The 16,187-nt window shown below is 71.4% G+C and carries 11 protein-coding genes; 5 read left to right on the top strand and 6 right to left on the bottom strand.

What is annotated here, in order from left to right:
* Positions 1-124 precede the first annotated feature (124 nt).
* Complete coding sequence (locus tag ACIRG6_RS15120) at positions 125-3,046, bottom strand: glycoside hydrolase family 48 protein (RefSeq protein ID WP_403322885.1); 2,922 nt, start codon at positions 3,044-3,046, stop codon at positions 125-127.
* A 517-nt stretch (positions 3,047-3,563) separates the two neighbouring features.
* On the opposite strand from ACIRG6_RS15120, the gene ACIRG6_RS15115 reads away from it, so the two are divergent.
* Complete coding sequence (locus ACIRG6_RS15115; RefSeq protein ID WP_364677009.1) at positions 3,564-5,300, top strand: glycoside hydrolase family 6 protein; 1,737 nt, start codon at positions 3,564-3,566, stop codon at positions 5,298-5,300.
* A 148-nt stretch (positions 5,301-5,448) separates the two neighbouring features.
* Complete coding sequence (locus ACIRG6_RS15110) at positions 5,449-6,375, top strand: class I SAM-dependent methyltransferase (protein ID WP_364677011.1); 927 nt, start codon at positions 5,449-5,451, stop codon at positions 6,373-6,375.
* A 73-nt stretch (positions 6,376-6,448) separates the two neighbouring features.
* On the opposite strand, the gene ACIRG6_RS15105 is transcribed toward ACIRG6_RS15110, so the two are convergent.
* From ACIRG6_RS15105 to ACIRG6_RS15095, 3 genes are all read right to left on the bottom strand, one after another.
* Entirely contained in the window at positions 6,449-7,285 is an 837-nt protein-coding gene (locus tag ACIRG6_RS15105; RefSeq protein WP_403322882.1) for an aldo/keto reductase, read from the bottom strand.
* An 83-nt stretch (positions 7,286-7,368) separates the two neighbouring features.
* Complete coding sequence (locus ACIRG6_RS15100; RefSeq protein WP_364677015.1) at positions 7,369-9,195, bottom strand: AMP-dependent synthetase/ligase; 1,827 nt, start codon at positions 9,193-9,195, stop codon at positions 7,369-7,371.
* Between the two features lie 276 nt (positions 9,196-9,471).
* Positions 9,472-10,359 carry a LysR substrate-binding domain-containing protein gene (locus tag ACIRG6_RS15095; protein WP_350714960.1) on the bottom strand — a complete coding sequence of 296 codons (888 nt, stop codon included), beginning with the start codon at positions 10,357-10,359 and terminating at the stop codon, positions 9,472-9,474.
* Between the two features lie 170 nt (positions 10,360-10,529).
* Here ACIRG6_RS15095 and ACIRG6_RS15090 point away from each other — a divergent pair, with 170 nt between their 5' ends.
* The gene (locus ACIRG6_RS15090) at positions 10,530-11,540 is read left to right on the top strand and encodes a bile acid:sodium symporter family protein (protein WP_403323142.1); all 1,011 of its coding nucleotides are present in this window, start codon (positions 10,530-10,532) and stop codon (positions 11,538-11,540) included.
* A gap of 15 nt (positions 11,541-11,555) precedes the next feature.
* Here the strand turns inward: ACIRG6_RS15090 and ACIRG6_RS15085 are convergent, their stop codons facing one another.
* Positions 11,556-12,473, bottom strand: a complete 918-nt coding sequence (locus ACIRG6_RS15085; RefSeq protein WP_403322879.1) for a quinone oxidoreductase family protein — start codon at positions 12,471-12,473, stop codon at positions 11,556-11,558.
* 136 nt (positions 12,474-12,609) lie between these two features.
* Positions 12,610-12,996: a hypothetical protein gene (locus ACIRG6_RS15080; protein ID WP_403322877.1), complete on the bottom strand. Its 387-nt coding sequence runs from the start codon at positions 12,994-12,996 to the stop codon at positions 12,610-12,612.
* A 280-nt stretch (positions 12,997-13,276) separates the two neighbouring features.
* Here ACIRG6_RS15080 and ACIRG6_RS15075 point away from each other — a divergent pair, with 280 nt between their 5' ends.
* Positions 13,277-14,992 carry a hydrogenase maturation protein gene (locus ACIRG6_RS15075; protein WP_403322875.1) on the top strand — a complete coding sequence of 572 codons (1,716 nt, stop codon included), beginning with the start codon at positions 13,277-13,279 and terminating at the stop codon, positions 14,990-14,992.
* 54 nt (positions 14,993-15,046) lie between these two features.
* Complete coding sequence (locus ACIRG6_RS15070; RefSeq protein WP_318215247.1) at positions 15,047-16,135, top strand: NADH-quinone oxidoreductase subunit B family protein; 1,089 nt, start codon at positions 15,047-15,049, stop codon at positions 16,133-16,135.
* The last annotated feature ends 52 nt before the right edge of the window (positions 16,136-16,187 follow it).

Genomic DNA, 16,187 nt, shown 5'->3' with positions numbered 1-16,187 from the left:
GAGCGCTACCGGGGAAGAGGCGGTGGCCCCCCGCGCCCCTCCAGGGGCGCGGGGGAACTGCGCGACCAGCCACGCACGGCCCGCAGCCGAAGGACCGCCCCGTCCGCGGAGCGCTCCGCGGGGACTATTCGAGCAGCTCCGCGTACGAACCCATGGCGAGGGCGATGTCCGCCTGCGCCCAGAACCGGTGGTACGTGAACGTGGGCGCGGCACCGCCCGCGAGATAGCTCTCGATCTTCGACCAGGCCGGGTCGTCCTGGTAGAAGGAGCGGATCGAGGAGAACGTCGACGACGCGCCGATCGTGTCGCCGTTGGGCATGGTGCCGGTCCAGCCGTTCGGGACATGGACGCCGTCGTCGAAGCGGTTGTAGTCGGCGCGGGTCTCCGGGACGGCGATGCCGAGCGCGTCCTGGTTGTTCGCCCACATGCCGTCGAGCAGCGCCTTGGCGGTCGAGGCCGCCTGCGTGTCGCCCGAGCGGTCGGCGTAGTACGTCAGGGTCTTGGCGTACGCGGCCGCCACACCGACGTCGTTGGTGTAGTCGGCGACCGTGACGTGCAGGCCGCCGTTGTCACCGGGGGACGTGACGTTCCAGGTGTCGGGCTTGCCCGACCACTGGAGCGTCGACGGGATCCGGAAACTCCCGTCCGGGTTGACCGTCGTCTCCGACAGCGCCCAGTCGACCCACTTGTCGAGGACCGCCTTGGCGTCCGCGTCACCGCTCTGCTGGTAGTACTCGGCGACCCGTTCCATGGACCAGGCCTGGAAGCCGAACCACTGGTTGGACGGCGGGTCGTGGTACACCGGCTTCTCGTCGTAGTACATGCCGTAGAAGGTCGGCGTACCGGCCGGCGGCGTCGCGTACCGGCCCGCCCAGCTGTTGGTCGCGCCGCCCGCGATGGCGCCCTCGTCGGACTGCAGCCAGCGGTAGAACTCCAGCTGCCGGTCGAGGGACTTGGCCCAGTCCGCCGCGCCCGTCGCCGACTTGGGCTTCAGGTCGGCATAGCTGCTCAGGGCGTACGCGGCCAGCGGGTTCTGGTAGCCGCCGTGGGCGTGGCTGGAGCCGATGCGCCAGGCCCAGCCCGCCGAGGTGTCGGTGGCACCGCCCCAGGCGTAGTACCAGGACAGCAGGTAGTGCGAGGAGTCCTTGCCGGTGCCGGCCGGGCAGCTCGCCGGACCCACGCAGTTGCCGACCTTCTTGAAGTACTTGTCGTACATCGCGTAGCGCAGGTAGTCGCCCATCTTGGCGGCCTTGGCGACGGTCCCGGAGACCTCCGAGCCCTTGCCCTGGCCCTTCGCCCAGATGTCCGCCCAGTACGCGGCCTGCACGGCCCGCGCGTCGGCGTCCGGGGCGTTGGTGAACTTCCACTGCTTGGCGTAGGACGCGTCGCCGGTGAACAGGTCCAGATACCCGTTCTTGCCGCCGTACTTGAAGGCGTCGCAGGTCGGCTGCGGCACCGTCTCCCACACCGACTCCTGCGCGCCGCGCTGGAAGGTGTTGATGTACGACGGGCCGGTGTCGGACGGACCCGCCTCGCACTTGCCGGGCGAGTTGCCGTAGCCGTAGACGTTGTCGACGTCCTGCAGCCAGTGCATGCCGTACACGTCGTCCGTGCCGTACGCCGACTTCAGCTCACCGGCGATCGGGTCCGGGCCGGCCGGCACCGTGCCGTCGAGCTTCGCCGGGTACTCCTCCGGCGTGTCCAGCTCGGGGGCGTAGGTGGCCGGTTTGGATGCGTTGTAGGAGGAGTTGGTCGGCTGGTCGGCGTGCGTGGGGATCATGTACTTCTCCATGATTCCCCAGGCGTTGTTGAACTTGGACCAGTCGCCGGTCACCTTGCCGTACATCGCCTGGAGCCACAGCAGATAGCTGTACGCCTCGGACGTGGTCTCGTGGCCGTGGTCCGGTGCCTCGACGATGAGTGTCTCGACCGAGTGGTACGGGATGCCCTCCGGGGAGAAGTAGCCGCTCGCCGGGTCGGTGATCTTGCCGTAGAGCGCCAGGAAGCGGGCGTCGTAGTCCTTCGCCGCCGCCAGCTGCGTCACCGTCACCGCGGCCTTGCCGTGCCCCGGGGCCGTCGACTCGAAGACCGCCGAGCCGGTGCCGGAGGCGCCGGCGGCCACGGTCACCTTCTGCGCGGTCTGCCAGTTCGACGGGGTGAAGGTGAGGCTCGCCCCGCCGGTGACGGACAGGCCGGTGTTGCCGCTCACCCGCGCCGTCGTCACGGTCACGTTCGCGGCCGGCTGCTTGGAGAGCTTCACCTCGTACGTGCCCGACTTGCCCTGCTGAACGCCCAGTTGGCCGGGCGTGGCGACCACGGCCGGTCCCGAGGCGATGGTGATGCCGACCGGGGTGGAGTCCGCGGAGGCGCCCATGCTGTCGTACGCCTTCGCCACCAGGGAATGACTGCCCACGGTCAAGCCAGAGGCCGAGTACGTATAGGGCGCGCTGGTGTCGGTGCCGAGCAGGGTGGTGTCGTCGTAGAACTCCACCTTGCTGATCGTGGCGCTGTCCGCGGCGGCGGCCGTGGCCGCCAGGGGCACCGCCTCACCCTGCGAGTACACGGCACCCGCCTCCGGGCTGGTCAGCACGGTGATCGGCGGCTGGTGCGCGCCGGTGCACGGGGTGCCGTTGACCGCGAAATTCGCGGGCGCGGTGTTGGTGCCGCTGTAGGTGAACTGCCCGCCGGTGGAGACGGCGGCGCCGGCCGCGACCCGCGCGTTGTACGAGGCGTTCTTCACGGTGACCGTCCGGCCGGACTGGGACCAGGTGCCGTTCCAGCCGTTCGTCAGCTTCTGGTCGCCCGTGTAGGCGTAGGTCAGCGTCCAGCCGTCGATGGCGTCGGTGCCGCGGTTGGTGAGGGTCAGGTCGGCGGTGAAGCCGGAACCCCAGTCGTTGGTCCGGTAGTCCACGCTGCACTGAAGTGCCGCCGCCCGAGCGGGAGTCGACCCGGTTCCGACCATGGTCAGGGGAAGTGCGAGGGCCGCCGCCGCGGCCGTCCACAGGCGCCGCGTGCCATGGCGTCTGCGTCTGCGTCGGGGATGCATGGTGCTGGTTCCTCCTGCGGCTCGAAGAGGGGGGAGTGGGGGAGGAGCGACAAGCCTTGAACCAGTGGGAGCGCTCCCATAGTGCGGAGGGGGTCCCGGGCGGTCAAGGTGTGTGAAGAGTCGAAAAGATTCGACAGTCGGCGCGGACGGAAAGTCGGTAACTCCTCTGTTCTTTGCCGTCACTTGGCGCTACCTTCGCTGCACCAGTGGGAGCGGTTCCATCAGTCGGCGCGTCCGTCACGGCGCGCCCGAACTGCAAGGAGTCGCTCGTGCGACACCCCCCGCTCCACCTCCCGCGTTCAGGACTTTTAGCCGCCGTTGCGGCCGGTCCGACGCGCGATCGTCCGATGTACCGGTGCACAGCTCCCCCCGCGGGCTGCCTGCCGCTGCCCGCGGGCCGTTCCCGGCCTGTGACCGAGGCGGCGCCCCCATGCCGTCCGGCAGCGGCCCGCGCCCGGCATGCGCGTGGCCCCGTACGACCGCACCCGCACCCCGACGAAAGAAGGAACCCCCACTCATGACCCGGACCAGAACCGCGATGCTCGCCGCTTTGACGCTGGTCGCCGGCGCCTCCGGCACGGCCCTCGCCGCCCACTCCGCGAGCGCCGGCGCGGCGGCCGCCGCCTGTACCGTCGACTACAAGGTGCAGAACGACTGGGGCAGTGGCTTCACCGCCGCCGTGACCGTCACCAACAACGGCGCCGCCACCTCCAGTTGGTCGCTGGGGTGGACCTACGCCGGCAGCCAGAAGGTGACCAACAGCTGGAACGCGAAGGTCAGCCAGAGCGGTGCCGCCGTCACGGCGGCCAACGAGTCCTACAACGGGACGCTCGCCACCGGCGGTTCGGCGAGCTTCGGTTTCCAGGGCACCTACAGCGGCAGCAACGCGATCCCGGCGACCTTCACGCTCAACGGCGTGACCTGCAACGTCGACGGCGGACCGACCGACCCGACCGACCCGACGGATCCCACGGACCCGACCGACCCCACCGGTCCGTCCGGCCGGGTGGACAACCCCTACGCCGGCGCCAAGGGATACGTGAACCCGGAGTGGTCCGCGAAGGCGGCGGCCGAGCCCGGCGGCAGCCGGGTCGCCAACCAGCCCACCGGTGTCTGGCTGGACCGGATCGCGGCCATCAACGGCGTCAACGGCGGCATGGGCCTGCGCGACCACCTCGACGAGGCGCTGAAGCAGAAGGGCTCCGGCGAGCTGTACGTCCAGCTCGTCATCTACAACCTGCCCGGACGTGACTGCTCGGCCCTGGCCTCCAACGGCGAGCTGGGCCCGACGGAGATCGACAAGTACAAGACGCAGTACATCGACCCGATCGCCGCGATCCTCGCCGACCCGAAGTACGCCTCGCTGCGGATCGTCACCACGGTCGAGATCGACTCCCTGCCCAACCTCGTCACCAACGTCTCGGGCCGGCCGACCGCCGTGCCCAACTGCGACGTGATGAAGGCCAACGGCAACTACCAGAAGGGCGTCGGCTACGCCCTGAACAAGCTCGGTGACATCGGCAACGTCTACAACTACATCGACGCCGGCCACCACGGCTGGCTCGGCTGGGACGACAACTTCGGCCCCTCCGCCGACATGTTCAAGACGGCCGCCACCACCGAGGGCGCGACCCTGAGCGACGTCCACGGATTCATCGTCAACACCGCCAACTACAGCGCGCTGAAGGAGGACCACTTCAAGATCACGGACAGCGTGAACGGCACGTCCGTGCGCCAGTCCAAGTGGGTCGACTGGAACCGCTACACCGACGAGCTCTCCTACGCCCAGGCCATGCGCGACAAGCTGGTGTCGATCGGGTTCGACAGCAAGATCGGCATGCTCATCGACACCTCCCGCAACGGCTGGGGCGGTACCCAGCGGCCCACCGGCCCCGGTGCCACGACCAACGTCGACACCTACGTCAACGGCGGCCGCTACGACCGCCGCATCCACCTCGGCAACTGGTGCAACCAGTCCGGAGCGGGCCTCGGCGAACGGCCGCGGGCCAACCCCGAGCCGGGCATCGACGCCTACGTGTGGATGAAGCCGCCGGGTGAGTCGGACGGCGCGAGCAAGGAGATCCCGAACAACGAGGGCAAGGGCTTCGACCGGATGTGCGACCCGACGTACACCGGCAACGCCCGCAACGGCAACAGCATGTCCGGCGCCCTCCCGGACGCCCCGCTCTCCGGGAAGTGGTTCTCCGCGCAGTTCCAGGAGCTGATGAAGAACGCCTACCCGCCCCTGCCGTGAGCGGGCCCGGGTGTAGGTAGACACCGTCGGGGTCCGGCCTCCCACGGCCGGACCCCGCACGGTCGTTTTGCGATTGCGGCAACAGGACTTGCCCCGGCGCGGTGAGCCGTCGCACCCTGACGGCCTCGCGAACGGAAGGCTGACCGGCATGGCGCACGACCACCACCAGCACGACCACCCTGACAGGCGTGACCACCGGCACGAGCCCGGTCATCACCACGACCACGATCACGACATCGACTGGGCGGCGATGGCCCCCCTGCTGGAGGCGCAGGCGGAGCTGTTCACCCCCCTGTACCGGCGGGCGATGGCCTGGCTGGCCCGGGAGGTGACCGAGCCGGGACTGATCGCCGACGTGGGCAGCGGACCCGGCGTCGTCTCCTGTCTGTTCGCCGACGCCTTCCCGGGCGCCCGGGTCGTCGCCGTCGACGGGGCCGGCCCCCTCCTGGAGCGGGCCCGCGACCGGGCCGCCCGGCTCGGCGTCGCCGACCGTTTCGGCACCCTCACCGGTGAGCTGCCGGGCGTCCTGGGCGAGCTCGACTACCCCGCCGACCTGCTGTGGGCGAGCCAGAGCCTGCACCACCTGGGCGACCAGCGCGCCGCCCTCGCCGCGCTCGCCGGACACCTCGCCCCCGGCGGCACGCTGGCGATCCTGGAGGGCGGGCTGCCCGCCCGCTTCCTGCCCCGGGACATCGGCATCGGGCGCCCGGGGCTACAGGCCCGGCTGCACGCCGCCGAGGAGGACGCGTTCGCCGAGATGCGCGCGAGCCTTCCCGGCTCCGTGGCCGAGGCCGAGGACTGGCCGGCGCTGCTGACCGCGGCGGGCCTGAAGCACACCGGCACCCGCAGCTTCCTGCTGGACCTGCCCGCGCCCGTCTCCGACGAGGCACGCGCGTACGTCGCCGCCTCGCTGTCCCGGGTGCGGGAGCGCTTCGGCGAGGGCCTCGACGCCGAGGACCGGGCCACTCTCGACCGCCTGCTCGACCCCGGGGACGCCGCGAGCGTGCACCGGCGGCCCGACGTCTTCGTCCTGCTGGCGCACACCGTCTACACGGCGGTGCGGCCCGCGGACTGACGGCGGCGACCCGGGCGGCACAGGCAGGAGGGGCCCGGTCCGCGCGGACCGGGCCCCTCGGTGCGCATGCGGGTCAGGCGACGTCGAACTCCGCCGGGTCCGGGCCCAGGCGCCGGTCCTCGTTCAGCGCGCTGATCGCCGCGAGGTCCTCGGTGTCCAGGGAGAAGCCGAACACGTCGATGTTCTCCTTGATCCGCGACGGCGTCACCGACTTCGGGATCACGACGTTGCCGAGCTGGAGGTGCCAGCGCAGCACGACCTGGGCCGGGGTGCGGTTGTGCTTCTGGGCGATCGCCACGATCGCCGGGATCTCCAGGATGCCCTTGCCCGAGCCGAGCGGGGACCAGGCCTCCGTGGCGATGCCCTGCTTCGCGTGGAACTCGCGGGCGGCGTGCTGCTGGAGGTGCGGGTGCAGCTCGATCTGGTTGACGGCCGGGACGACCGACGTCTCGGCGATCAGCCGCTCCAGGTGCTCCGGCAGGAAGTTGGAGACGCCGATGGCCCGGACCCGGCCGTCGGCGTACAGCTTCTCGAACGCCTTGTACGTGTCGACGTAGCGGTTCTTCGACGGCAGCGGCCAGTGGATCAGGTACAGGTCCACGTAGTCGAGGCCGAGCTTGGCCAGCGACGTGTCGAAGGCGCGCAGGGTGGAGTCGTACCCCTGGTCGCTGTTCCAGAGCTTGGTGGTGACGAAGAGGTCCTCGCGGGCGACGCCCGAAGCGGCGATGGCCTTGCCGGTGCCCTCTTCATTGCCGTAGATCGCCGCTGTGTCGATGCTGCGGTACCCGGCCTCCAGGGCCGTGGCGACGGCCGTCTCGGCCTCGTCGTCCGGCACCTGCCAGACGCCGAAGCCCAGCTGGGGCATCTCGACGCCGTTGTTCAGGATGATCGGGGGGACCTTGCTGCTCACGAGCTCTTGATCCTTCGGTTGTGGTCAGGTGGTACTCCCATCGTCAACGATCACGAGGCGTCGTGCATTCCTGACCGCGAAACTCATGCCCGGTACAGGGCTTCGACCTCGGTGGCGTAGGCGTTCTCGATGGCCTTGCGCTTGAGCTTCAGCGACGGGGTCAGCAGCCCGTGCTCCTCGGTGAAGGGCTGGGCCAGGATGCGGAAGGTGCGGATCGACTCGGCCTGGGAGACGAGCGTGTTGGCCGCGACGACCGCGCGCCGCACCTCCGTCTCCAGGTCGGCGTCGTGCACCAGTTCGGCCGCGGACATCCGGGGCTTGTTGCGCATCGTCAGCCAGTGGTCGACCGCCTCCTGGTCCAGGGTGATGAGGGCGGCGACATAGGGGCGGTCGTTGCCGACGACGATGCACTGGTTGACCAGCGGGTGGTCCCGGACGCGCTCCTCCAGCAGCCCCGGCGAGACGCTCTTGCCGCCGGAGGTCACCAGGATCTCCTTCTTGCGGCCGGTGATGGTGAGGTAGCCGTCCTCGTCCAGTGAGCCCAGGTCACCGGTGGCCAGCCAGCCGTCGTGCAGGGTCTCGTCGGTGGCCTTCGGGTTGTTGAGGTAGCCCTGGAAGACGTTGCCGCCGTTCAGCCAGATCTCGCCGTCGTCCGCGATGTGCACGGTGACGCCCGGGATGGGGAGGCCGACCGTGCCGAAGCGGGTGCGCTCGGGCGGATTGGCGGTGGCCGCCGCCGTGGACTCGGTCAGGCCGTAGCCCTCGTAGATCTGCACGCCCGCGCCCGCGAAGAACAGACCGAGCCGCCGGTCCATCGCCGAGCCGCCCGACATGGCGTTGCGGATGCGTCCGCCCATCGCTGCCCGCACCTTCGTGTAGACGAGCTTGTCGAACAGCTGGTGCTGCATGCGCAGGCCCGCCGACGGGCCCGGGCCGATGCCCCAGGCCTTGGCCTCCACCGCCTCCGCGTACTTCACCGCCACGTCGACGGCCTTCTCGAAGGGGCCGGACTTCCCCTCCTTGTCGGCCTTGCGCCGGGCCGCGTGGAACACCTTCTCGAAGATGTACGGCACGGCCAGGATGAACGTCGGCCGGAACGCGGCCAGGTCGGGCAGCAGCGCGGCGGCGTTCAGCTGCGGCTGGTGACCGAAGCGGACCCGGCCCCGGATCGCCGCGACCTCCACCATCCGTCCGAAGACGTGCGCGAGCGGCAGGAACAGCAGGGTCGACGCCTCGTCGCCCTTCTTGGAGTGGAACACCGGCTCCCAGCGCCTGATGACGGTGTCCGCCTCGTACATGAGGTTGCCGTGCGAGATGACGCAGCCCTTGGGGCGGCCCGTGGTGCCCGAGGTGTAGATGACGGTGGCGACCGAGTCGGGCGTGACCGCCTGCCGGTGCCGGTGCACCACCTCGTCGTCGAGGTGGGCGCCGGCGTCGTACAGCTGCTGGACGGCGCCGGAGTCGAGCTGCCACAGGCCCCGCAGGTGCGGCAGCCGGTCGATGACGGTGGCGATGGTCATCGCGTGGTCCTCGTGCTCCACGACCGCCGCCGTCACCTCGGCGTCGTACAGCATCCACAGGCACTGCTCGGCCGAGGACGTCGGGTAGACGGGCACCACCTGGGCACCGATCGTCCACAGGGCGAAGTCGAAGAGCGTCCACTCGTAGCGGGTGCGGGACATGATGGCGACCCGGTCGCCGAACCGGATGCCCTGGGCGAGCAGGCCCTTGGCGAGGGCCAGCACCTCGTCGCGGAACGCGCCGGCGGTCACGTCCCGCCACCGCCCGTCCTCGTCCTTGCGGCCCAGGGCGATGTGCTGCGGGTCTTCCTGGGCATGCCGGAAGACCACGTCGGCCAGACCGCCCACCGGTGGTGCCGACGCCGTCGGAGGGTTGGTGAACTCGCGCAAACCCCGCTCCCCGCTCCCGGTGACGCCCCGCACAGCGCGGTGAAAGCTACCCCACGCGGGGCGGGGACGGGAGGCCCGGCGGAATCGACCAGCGCTCATGTTCGCGCTGGTCACTGAGAGGAAATGCGCTCACATGGGGAAGGGTCGGACACTTTCCTGACGGTTGAGTAAGTTTCGGTGCCGTAATCTCCACCGAATCTGTACGACCGGCTCACCGCCGGCAAGGAGCCGGCGATGCCGCCGTCTCCTCCTTCAGCGCGGGCGCACCGGATTCCGTCACACCTGTGCGAGTCCCGCGCGCCGGGACGGGTGCAGCCGGTCGCCGCCCGCCAGGATCGCCGCCGCCAGGGCGTCCGCGGCGCCCTGCGCCGAGGGGCGGCGGCGCCCGTGCACCAGCACGAAGTCGACGCGGCCCAGCTCCGGCAGCCCGGCCCGGTCCGGCACGCGCACCAGGCCGGGCGGGACCAGTCCCCGCGAGTGCGCCATCACGCCGAGGCCCGCCCGGGCCGCCGCGATCAGCCCGTTGAGGCTGCCGCTGGTGCAGGCGATGCGCCACTCGCGGCCCTGCCGTTGCAGCGCGTCCAGCGCGAGCGCGCGGGTGATGCCCGGCGGCGGATAGACGATGAGCGGCACCGGGCGGTCCGGGTCGAGGCGCAGCCGCTCCGCGCCGATCCACACCAGCCGGTCGTGCCAGACCGGCTCGCCGCGCGGGTCCTCGGGGCGCCGCTTGGCCAGCACCAGGTCGAGTTTCCCGGCGGCCAGCTGTTCGTGGAGCGTGCCCGACAGTTCCACGGTCAGCTCCAGGTCGACCTCCGGGTGGTCCTGCCGGAAGCCCTCGAGGATCTCCGGCAGCCGGGTCAGCACGAAGTCCTCGGACGCCCCGAAGCGCAGCCGTCCGCGCAGCCGGGTCCCGGCGAAGAAGGCCGCCGCCTGCTCGTGCACCTCCAGGATGCGGCGCGCGAAGCCCAGCATCGCCTCGCCCTCCTCGGTCAGCTCCACGGAGTGCGTGTCCCGCGTGAACAGCTGCCGCCCGGTGGCGTCCTCCAGCCGCCGCACGTGCTGGCTCACCGTCGACTGGCGCAGCCCGAGCCGCCGTGCGGCCTGCGTGAAGCTCAGCGTCTGGGCCACGGTCAGGAAGGTGCGCAGCTGGGAGGGGTCGTACACGCGCCCCACCGTACCCGGTCATCGCGATACGTGATGGCAGTGAGAGCGGTGTACCGGATTCCCGATCGCCGGGTGGGGGCACAGGATGGAGCGGGGACCCGTGACCCCGCCGGAGCAAGAAGAGAACGAGCAAGTGGAGCACCGTGATACGCCTGCGATGGCCGCGCTGGATGCCGATCGACCCGTACGTCCTGCTGCTGCTCGCAACGGTGGGCCTCGCGGCCCTGCTGCCGGCCCGCGGGGCGGGCGCCGACGTCGCCTCCGGGGCCTCCACGATCGCGATCGCGTTCCTCTTCTTCCTGTACGGTGCCCGGCTCTCCACCCGTGAGGCGATGGACGGTCTGCGTCACTGGCGACTCCACGTCACCGTGCTGGCCTGCACCTTCGTCGTCTTCCCGGTGCTGGGCCTGGCGGCCCGCGGGCTCGTCCCGGTCTTCCTGACCGACCCCCTCTACCAGGGGCTGCTCTTCCTCACCCTGGTCCCCTCCACCATCCAGTCGTCGATCGCTTTCACCTCCATCGCCCGCGGCAACGTGCCCGCCGCGATCTGTGCGGGTTCCTTCTCCTCGCTGGCGGGCATCGTCGTCACGCCACTGCTGGCCGCGGCCCTGCTCGGCAGCAGCGGGGGCGGGTTCTCCGCCGACTCGGTGGTCGAGATCGTGCTGCAACTGCTGGTGCCGTTCATCGCCGGGCAGGTGCTGCGCCGCTGGATCGGGGGGTTCGTCGCCCGGCACAAGAAGGTGCTCGGCCTCGTCGACCGCGGTTCGATCCTCCTCGTCGTCTACACCGCGTTCAGTGAGGGCATGGTGCAGGGCATCTGGCACCAGGTGAGCCCGGTCCGGCTGGGCGGCCTGCTGGTCGTGGAGGCGGTGCTGCTCGCCGTGATGCTGCTGCTGACCTGGTACGGGGCGAGGGCGCTGGGCTTCAGCCGGGCCGACCGGATCGCCATCCAGTTCGCCGGGTCCAAGAAGTCCCTCGCCTCCGGTCTGCCCATGGCGAGCGTCCTGTTCGGCGCGCACGCCTCGCTGGCCGTGCTGCCGCTGATGCTCTTCCACCAGATGCAGCTGATGGTGTGCGCCGTCATCGCCAAACGCCGGGCGCACGACCCCGAGGCCCCGGCTCCGGACGAGCCGGCCGCGGCGTCACGGACGGCCGTCGGCACGGGGGCGCGCTCCCGCTGAGCCGCCGTGCCGGTGTCAGGGCACGAGGACGACCTTTCCGAGGTTGCGCCGCGACGCGACGGCCTCGTGCGCCCGGGCCGCGTCCGCCAGGCCGAACACGCCGTGCACGGCGGGCCGGAGCACCCCGTCCGCGAACAGCCGCCACAGTTCCCGGCGCCACCGTTCGTACAGCTCGGGCCGCTCGCGGGCGATCCGCGCCATCTGGAACCCCGTCACCGTCCTGGCGCCGACGAGCAGGTCGTACGCCCGGACGGTCCCGCCGCCCGAGCTGTACGCCACCAGCCGGCCGCCCGGGGCGAGGGCGGCGACGGCCGGGGTGAGCAGGTCGCCGCCCACCCCGTCGAGGACGTAGTCGACGGGCTCGCCCCAGTCGTCGTCGCCGTAGACCACGATGTCGTCGGCGCCGAGGGAGCGCACGAAGTCCGCCTTGGCCGGGTCGGAGACGGCGCCCACGACGCGGGCCGCGCCGCGCGTCCGCGCGAGCCGCACGGCCAGCTGGCCGACCCCACCGGCCGCGGCCGTCACGAGCGCCGACTCGCCCGGCCGGGGGTGGGCGGCCGACAGGGCGCCGAGCGCCACCAGGCCGCTGCGGACCAGCGCGACCGCGTCGACCGCACCGGCACCGTCGGGGACCGGCGAGGCCATCTCCCGACGCAGGACGGCGAAGTCGGCGTAGCCGTGCCCGAAGCACAGCCCGGTCACCCGGTCGCCCGCCCGGAAGCCGGTCACGCCGGCACCGGCCGCCACCACCTCCCCGGCGACCTCGCCGCCGAGCGGGACGGGCTCGGCTGCCTCGGTGACCTTGCGTACCACCGGCAGGGTGACGCCGACCGCCTCGCAGCGCACCAGCAGCTCACCCGGGCCCGGCTCGGGCACGGGGACGTGCTCGAGGAACAGGGGGCCGGCGGGGGACGTGTAACGGACGCGGCGCATCAAGGAACCCCCATATCGTTGGTGGCCCCAACGGTATGGGCAAAGTCATGGGGAAGTCCAGTGGTTTCGGCCGCCGCGGCTGTCCGCGGCGGCCGACGAGTGTGTGCGGGGCGCGGGCGGTCGCACCCCTCGCCGGTCAGCCGGGCCGGCGCCTGTTCCCGCCGTCGTCCGGGTCGACGCCGGTGAAGGCGGAGTCGTCCTTCGTGCCGCTGGGCCGGCCGGACCGGCCTCTGCTGCCGGTGTCCCGCATACCCGTTTCCGGCTTCGCTCCGTGCTCCTCACCCCGTCGCGCGTCGCTCTTCGCCACGTCGCCGGGGGTCGGGGTGCGCTCCTGCTCGGACCGCTTCCGGCCCGGTCCCGGCGAGGGGGCGTGCTCCTCGGCGTGAAAGGACCGGCGGGCGCTCGGATTGTCCTGTTGTCGCGTCTCGTCGACGTCCGGGGACCAGCCGTGGTGCTTGGACCCCTGGTGCCGGCCGGCCCCGCGGTCGTCCGGCGATTTCGGTGACTTGCGTTCCTCAGGCATGAGCCGACCTGCCTGTCCGCTCTCGTGGAAAGGCACCTTCCCGTGCCTCGGACCTCTCAAGTTTCCCACCGATCCGCTTTCGCGACATGTCGATGCGTGTCGGCCGGGAGGCGCCGGTGGGTGATGCGGCGGCCTGCCGCGACGGCAGCCATGTGGCGACAAGCGTCACCCCTGCGGGTGACGTGCGGGATTCGTGTCGACGCTCTCGGCGCCCGATGCCCGACCATCGCAGGCAGCCGGTCGCCTCGACGCCGCCGGCAACCCCGTCGGAAGGGTCGCCATGCGCATCCTGCTCATCGCCAGCGCCTACAACAGCCTCACGCAGCGCGTGCACGCCGAGCTGCGGGACCGCGGGCACGTCGTGGCCGTGGAGGTGACGCCCCGCGGCCACGACGTGCGCGCCGCCGTCGACCGGCACGCACCCGACCTCGTCGTGGCGCCCATGCTCAAGACAGTCGTCCCGCGTGACGTGTGGACGACCCGGACGTGCCTGATCGTGCACCCCGGGCCGGTCGGCGACCGGGGACCGGCCTCCCTGGACTGGGCCGTGCGCGAGGGCGTCGCCGAGTGGGGAGTGACGGTCCTGCAGGCCGAGGAGGAGATGGACGCCGGGCCGGTGTGGGCGACCCGGACCTTCCCCGTGCCGCGCACCGGCAAGAGCGACCTCTACCGCAACGAGCTGTCCGACGCCGCCATGGAAGCGGTACTGACGGCCGTCGACCGGTTCGCGTCCGGCCGGTACACCCCCCTGAAGCAGAGCACGGCGCCAGGAGTCCCGGGTGCCCGGAGCCGGCCCCCGATGCGGCAGGAGGCGCGGCGTATCGCGTGGGCCGACGATCCCACCGAGGAGGTCCTGCGCAAGCTGCGCTCCGCCGACTCCCAGCCCGGCGTCCTCGACGAACTGCTCGGTCGTGAGTGGTTCCTGCACGGCGGCCACGCCGAGCCCCGCCTGCGCGGACGCGCAGGTGAACTGCTGGCGACCAGGGCGGGCGCGGTCTGCCGGGCCACGACGGACGGCGCGGTGTGGCTGCCCGAACTGCGGGCCCGGACCGGTCCCGGCGCGCCGCGCGCCTGCAAGCTGCCGGCCACGCTCGCCCTGGCCGGGCTGCTGTCCGGGCTGCCGGAGGTCCCGGCGCCCGTCCTGCCGCCCGCGGACGACGACACCTGGTCGGACATCCGCTACCGCGAGACCGGGGAAGTGGGCGTGCTGTCGTTCTCGTTCCCCGGCGGCGCGATGTCCGCCGGTCACTGCCGACGGCTGCTCGACGCCTACCGGGCGGCGTGCGAACGGCCGACCGCCGTGCTGGTGCTGGGCGGCGCCCGGGACTTCTTCTCCAATGGCATCCACCTGGGCGTCATCGAGGCGGCGCCCGACCCGGCGGCGGAGTCCTGGGCCAACCTCAACGCGATGAACGACCTCGTCGAGGCCGTCCTCACCACCACGGACCGCCTCGTCGTGAGCGCGGTGGGCGGCAACGCGGCGGCCGGCGGCGTCATGCTGGCGCTGGCCGCCGACGAGGTGTGGTGCCGGGCCGGCTCCGTGCTCAACCCGCACTACCGGCACATGGGCCTGTACGGCTCCGAGTACTGGACCTACAGCCTGCCGCGGCGGGTGGGTGCCGGCATGGCGGAACGGCTCACCCGGGAGGCGCTGCCCGTCAGCGCCCGGCGGGCCGAGAGGATCGGACTGGTCGACCGGGTGATCGAGTGCGCTCCCGCCCGGTTCACCGCCGAGGTCACCCGACTGGCCGAGCGATGGGCGGCTTCCTCGGTGGCGCGTACCCGGCTCGCCGACAAGAAGGCCGAACGCGACCGCCGGGAGGGCGGCACACCGTTGGCCGCGGTCCGTGAGCGTGAACTCGGACGCATGCGCACGATCTTTTTCGACCCCGAAGCGCCGTATCACGCGCTGCGCCGGGCCTTCGTCCGCAAGGAAGCCGTGCCCGCCCGGACGGCCTCTTCGAGTGCGGCGGCGACCGCTGTGGCCGATTCTTAGCAACATCGCGGTCCCATTGGTCAGCTTTTGCCGCATTCCTCCCTGGGAGCACTGATGAACGCAGCACCCCCGGCCACCAGCGCCGAGCCGGACGCCTCCGGCGCGCCCGGCACGGAAGAGAAGCCGATCCACATCCTCTGGATCAACGCCGGGCTGAGTTGCGACGGTGACTCGGTCGCCCTGACGGCCGCCATGCAGCCCAGCATCGAGGAGATCGCCCTCGGTGTGCTGCCTGGCCTGCCGAAAATCGCCGTTCACTGGCCGCTCATCGACTTCGAGTGCGGACCGGTCGGCGGAGCGGACACCTTCATCGAGTGGTTCTTCAAGGGCGAGCGCGGCGAGATCGACCCCTTCGTCCTCGTGGTCGAGGGATCCATCCCGAACGAGGCGATCAAGCAGGAGGGGTACTGGTGCGGCTTCGGGGACAACCCGGAGACCGGCCAGCCCATCACCACCAGTGAGTGGATCGACCGGCTCGCCCCCAAGGCGCTGGCCGTCGTGGCGATCGGCACCTGCGCCACGTACGGCGGCATCCACGCCATGGCCGGAAACCCCACCGGCGCGATGGGAGTACCCGACTACCTGGGCTGGGACTGGACGTCGAAGGCGGGCATCCCGATCGTCTGCGTACCGGGCTGCCCCATCCAGCCCGACAACTTCGCCGAGACCCTCACCTACCTGCTCTACCAGGCCGCCGGGTCGGCGCCGATGATCCCGCTGGACGACAAGCTCCGCCCGAACTGGCTGTTCGGCGCGACCGTCCACGAGGGGTGCGACCGGGCCGGCTACTACGAGCAGGGCCAGTTCGCCATGTCGTACGACTCGCCCAAGTGCCTGGTGAAACTGGGCTGCTGGGGCCCGGTCGTGAAGTGCAACGTGCCCAAGCGCGGCTGGATGAACGGCATCGGGGGCTGCCCGAACGTGGGCGGCATCTGCATCGCCTGCACCATGCCGGGTTTCCCCGACAAGTTCATGCCGTTCATGGACGAGCCGCCCGGCGGCAAGTTCTCCAGCACCGCCAGTGGCGCCTACGGCGCGGTCATCCGCAGGCTGCGGACCATCACGGCCAGAACGGTGGACAAGGAGCCCAAGTGGCGGCACACCGGCCGGGAGATCACCACCGGCTACCGGCCCCCCTGGTGACCGCGGCCGCGCCCGCTCCGCCGGCCTGCCGAGGCACCGTCCGAAGACCAGA

The sequence above is a fragment of the Streptomyces flaveolus genome (assembly GCF_044765825.1).
GTDB lineage: Bacteria > Actinomycetota > Actinomycetes > Streptomycetales > Streptomycetaceae > Streptomyces > Streptomyces flaveolus.
The sequence above is the reverse complement of the archived record's forward strand: the minus strand, read 5'-3'. Positions and strand labels throughout refer to the sequence as shown.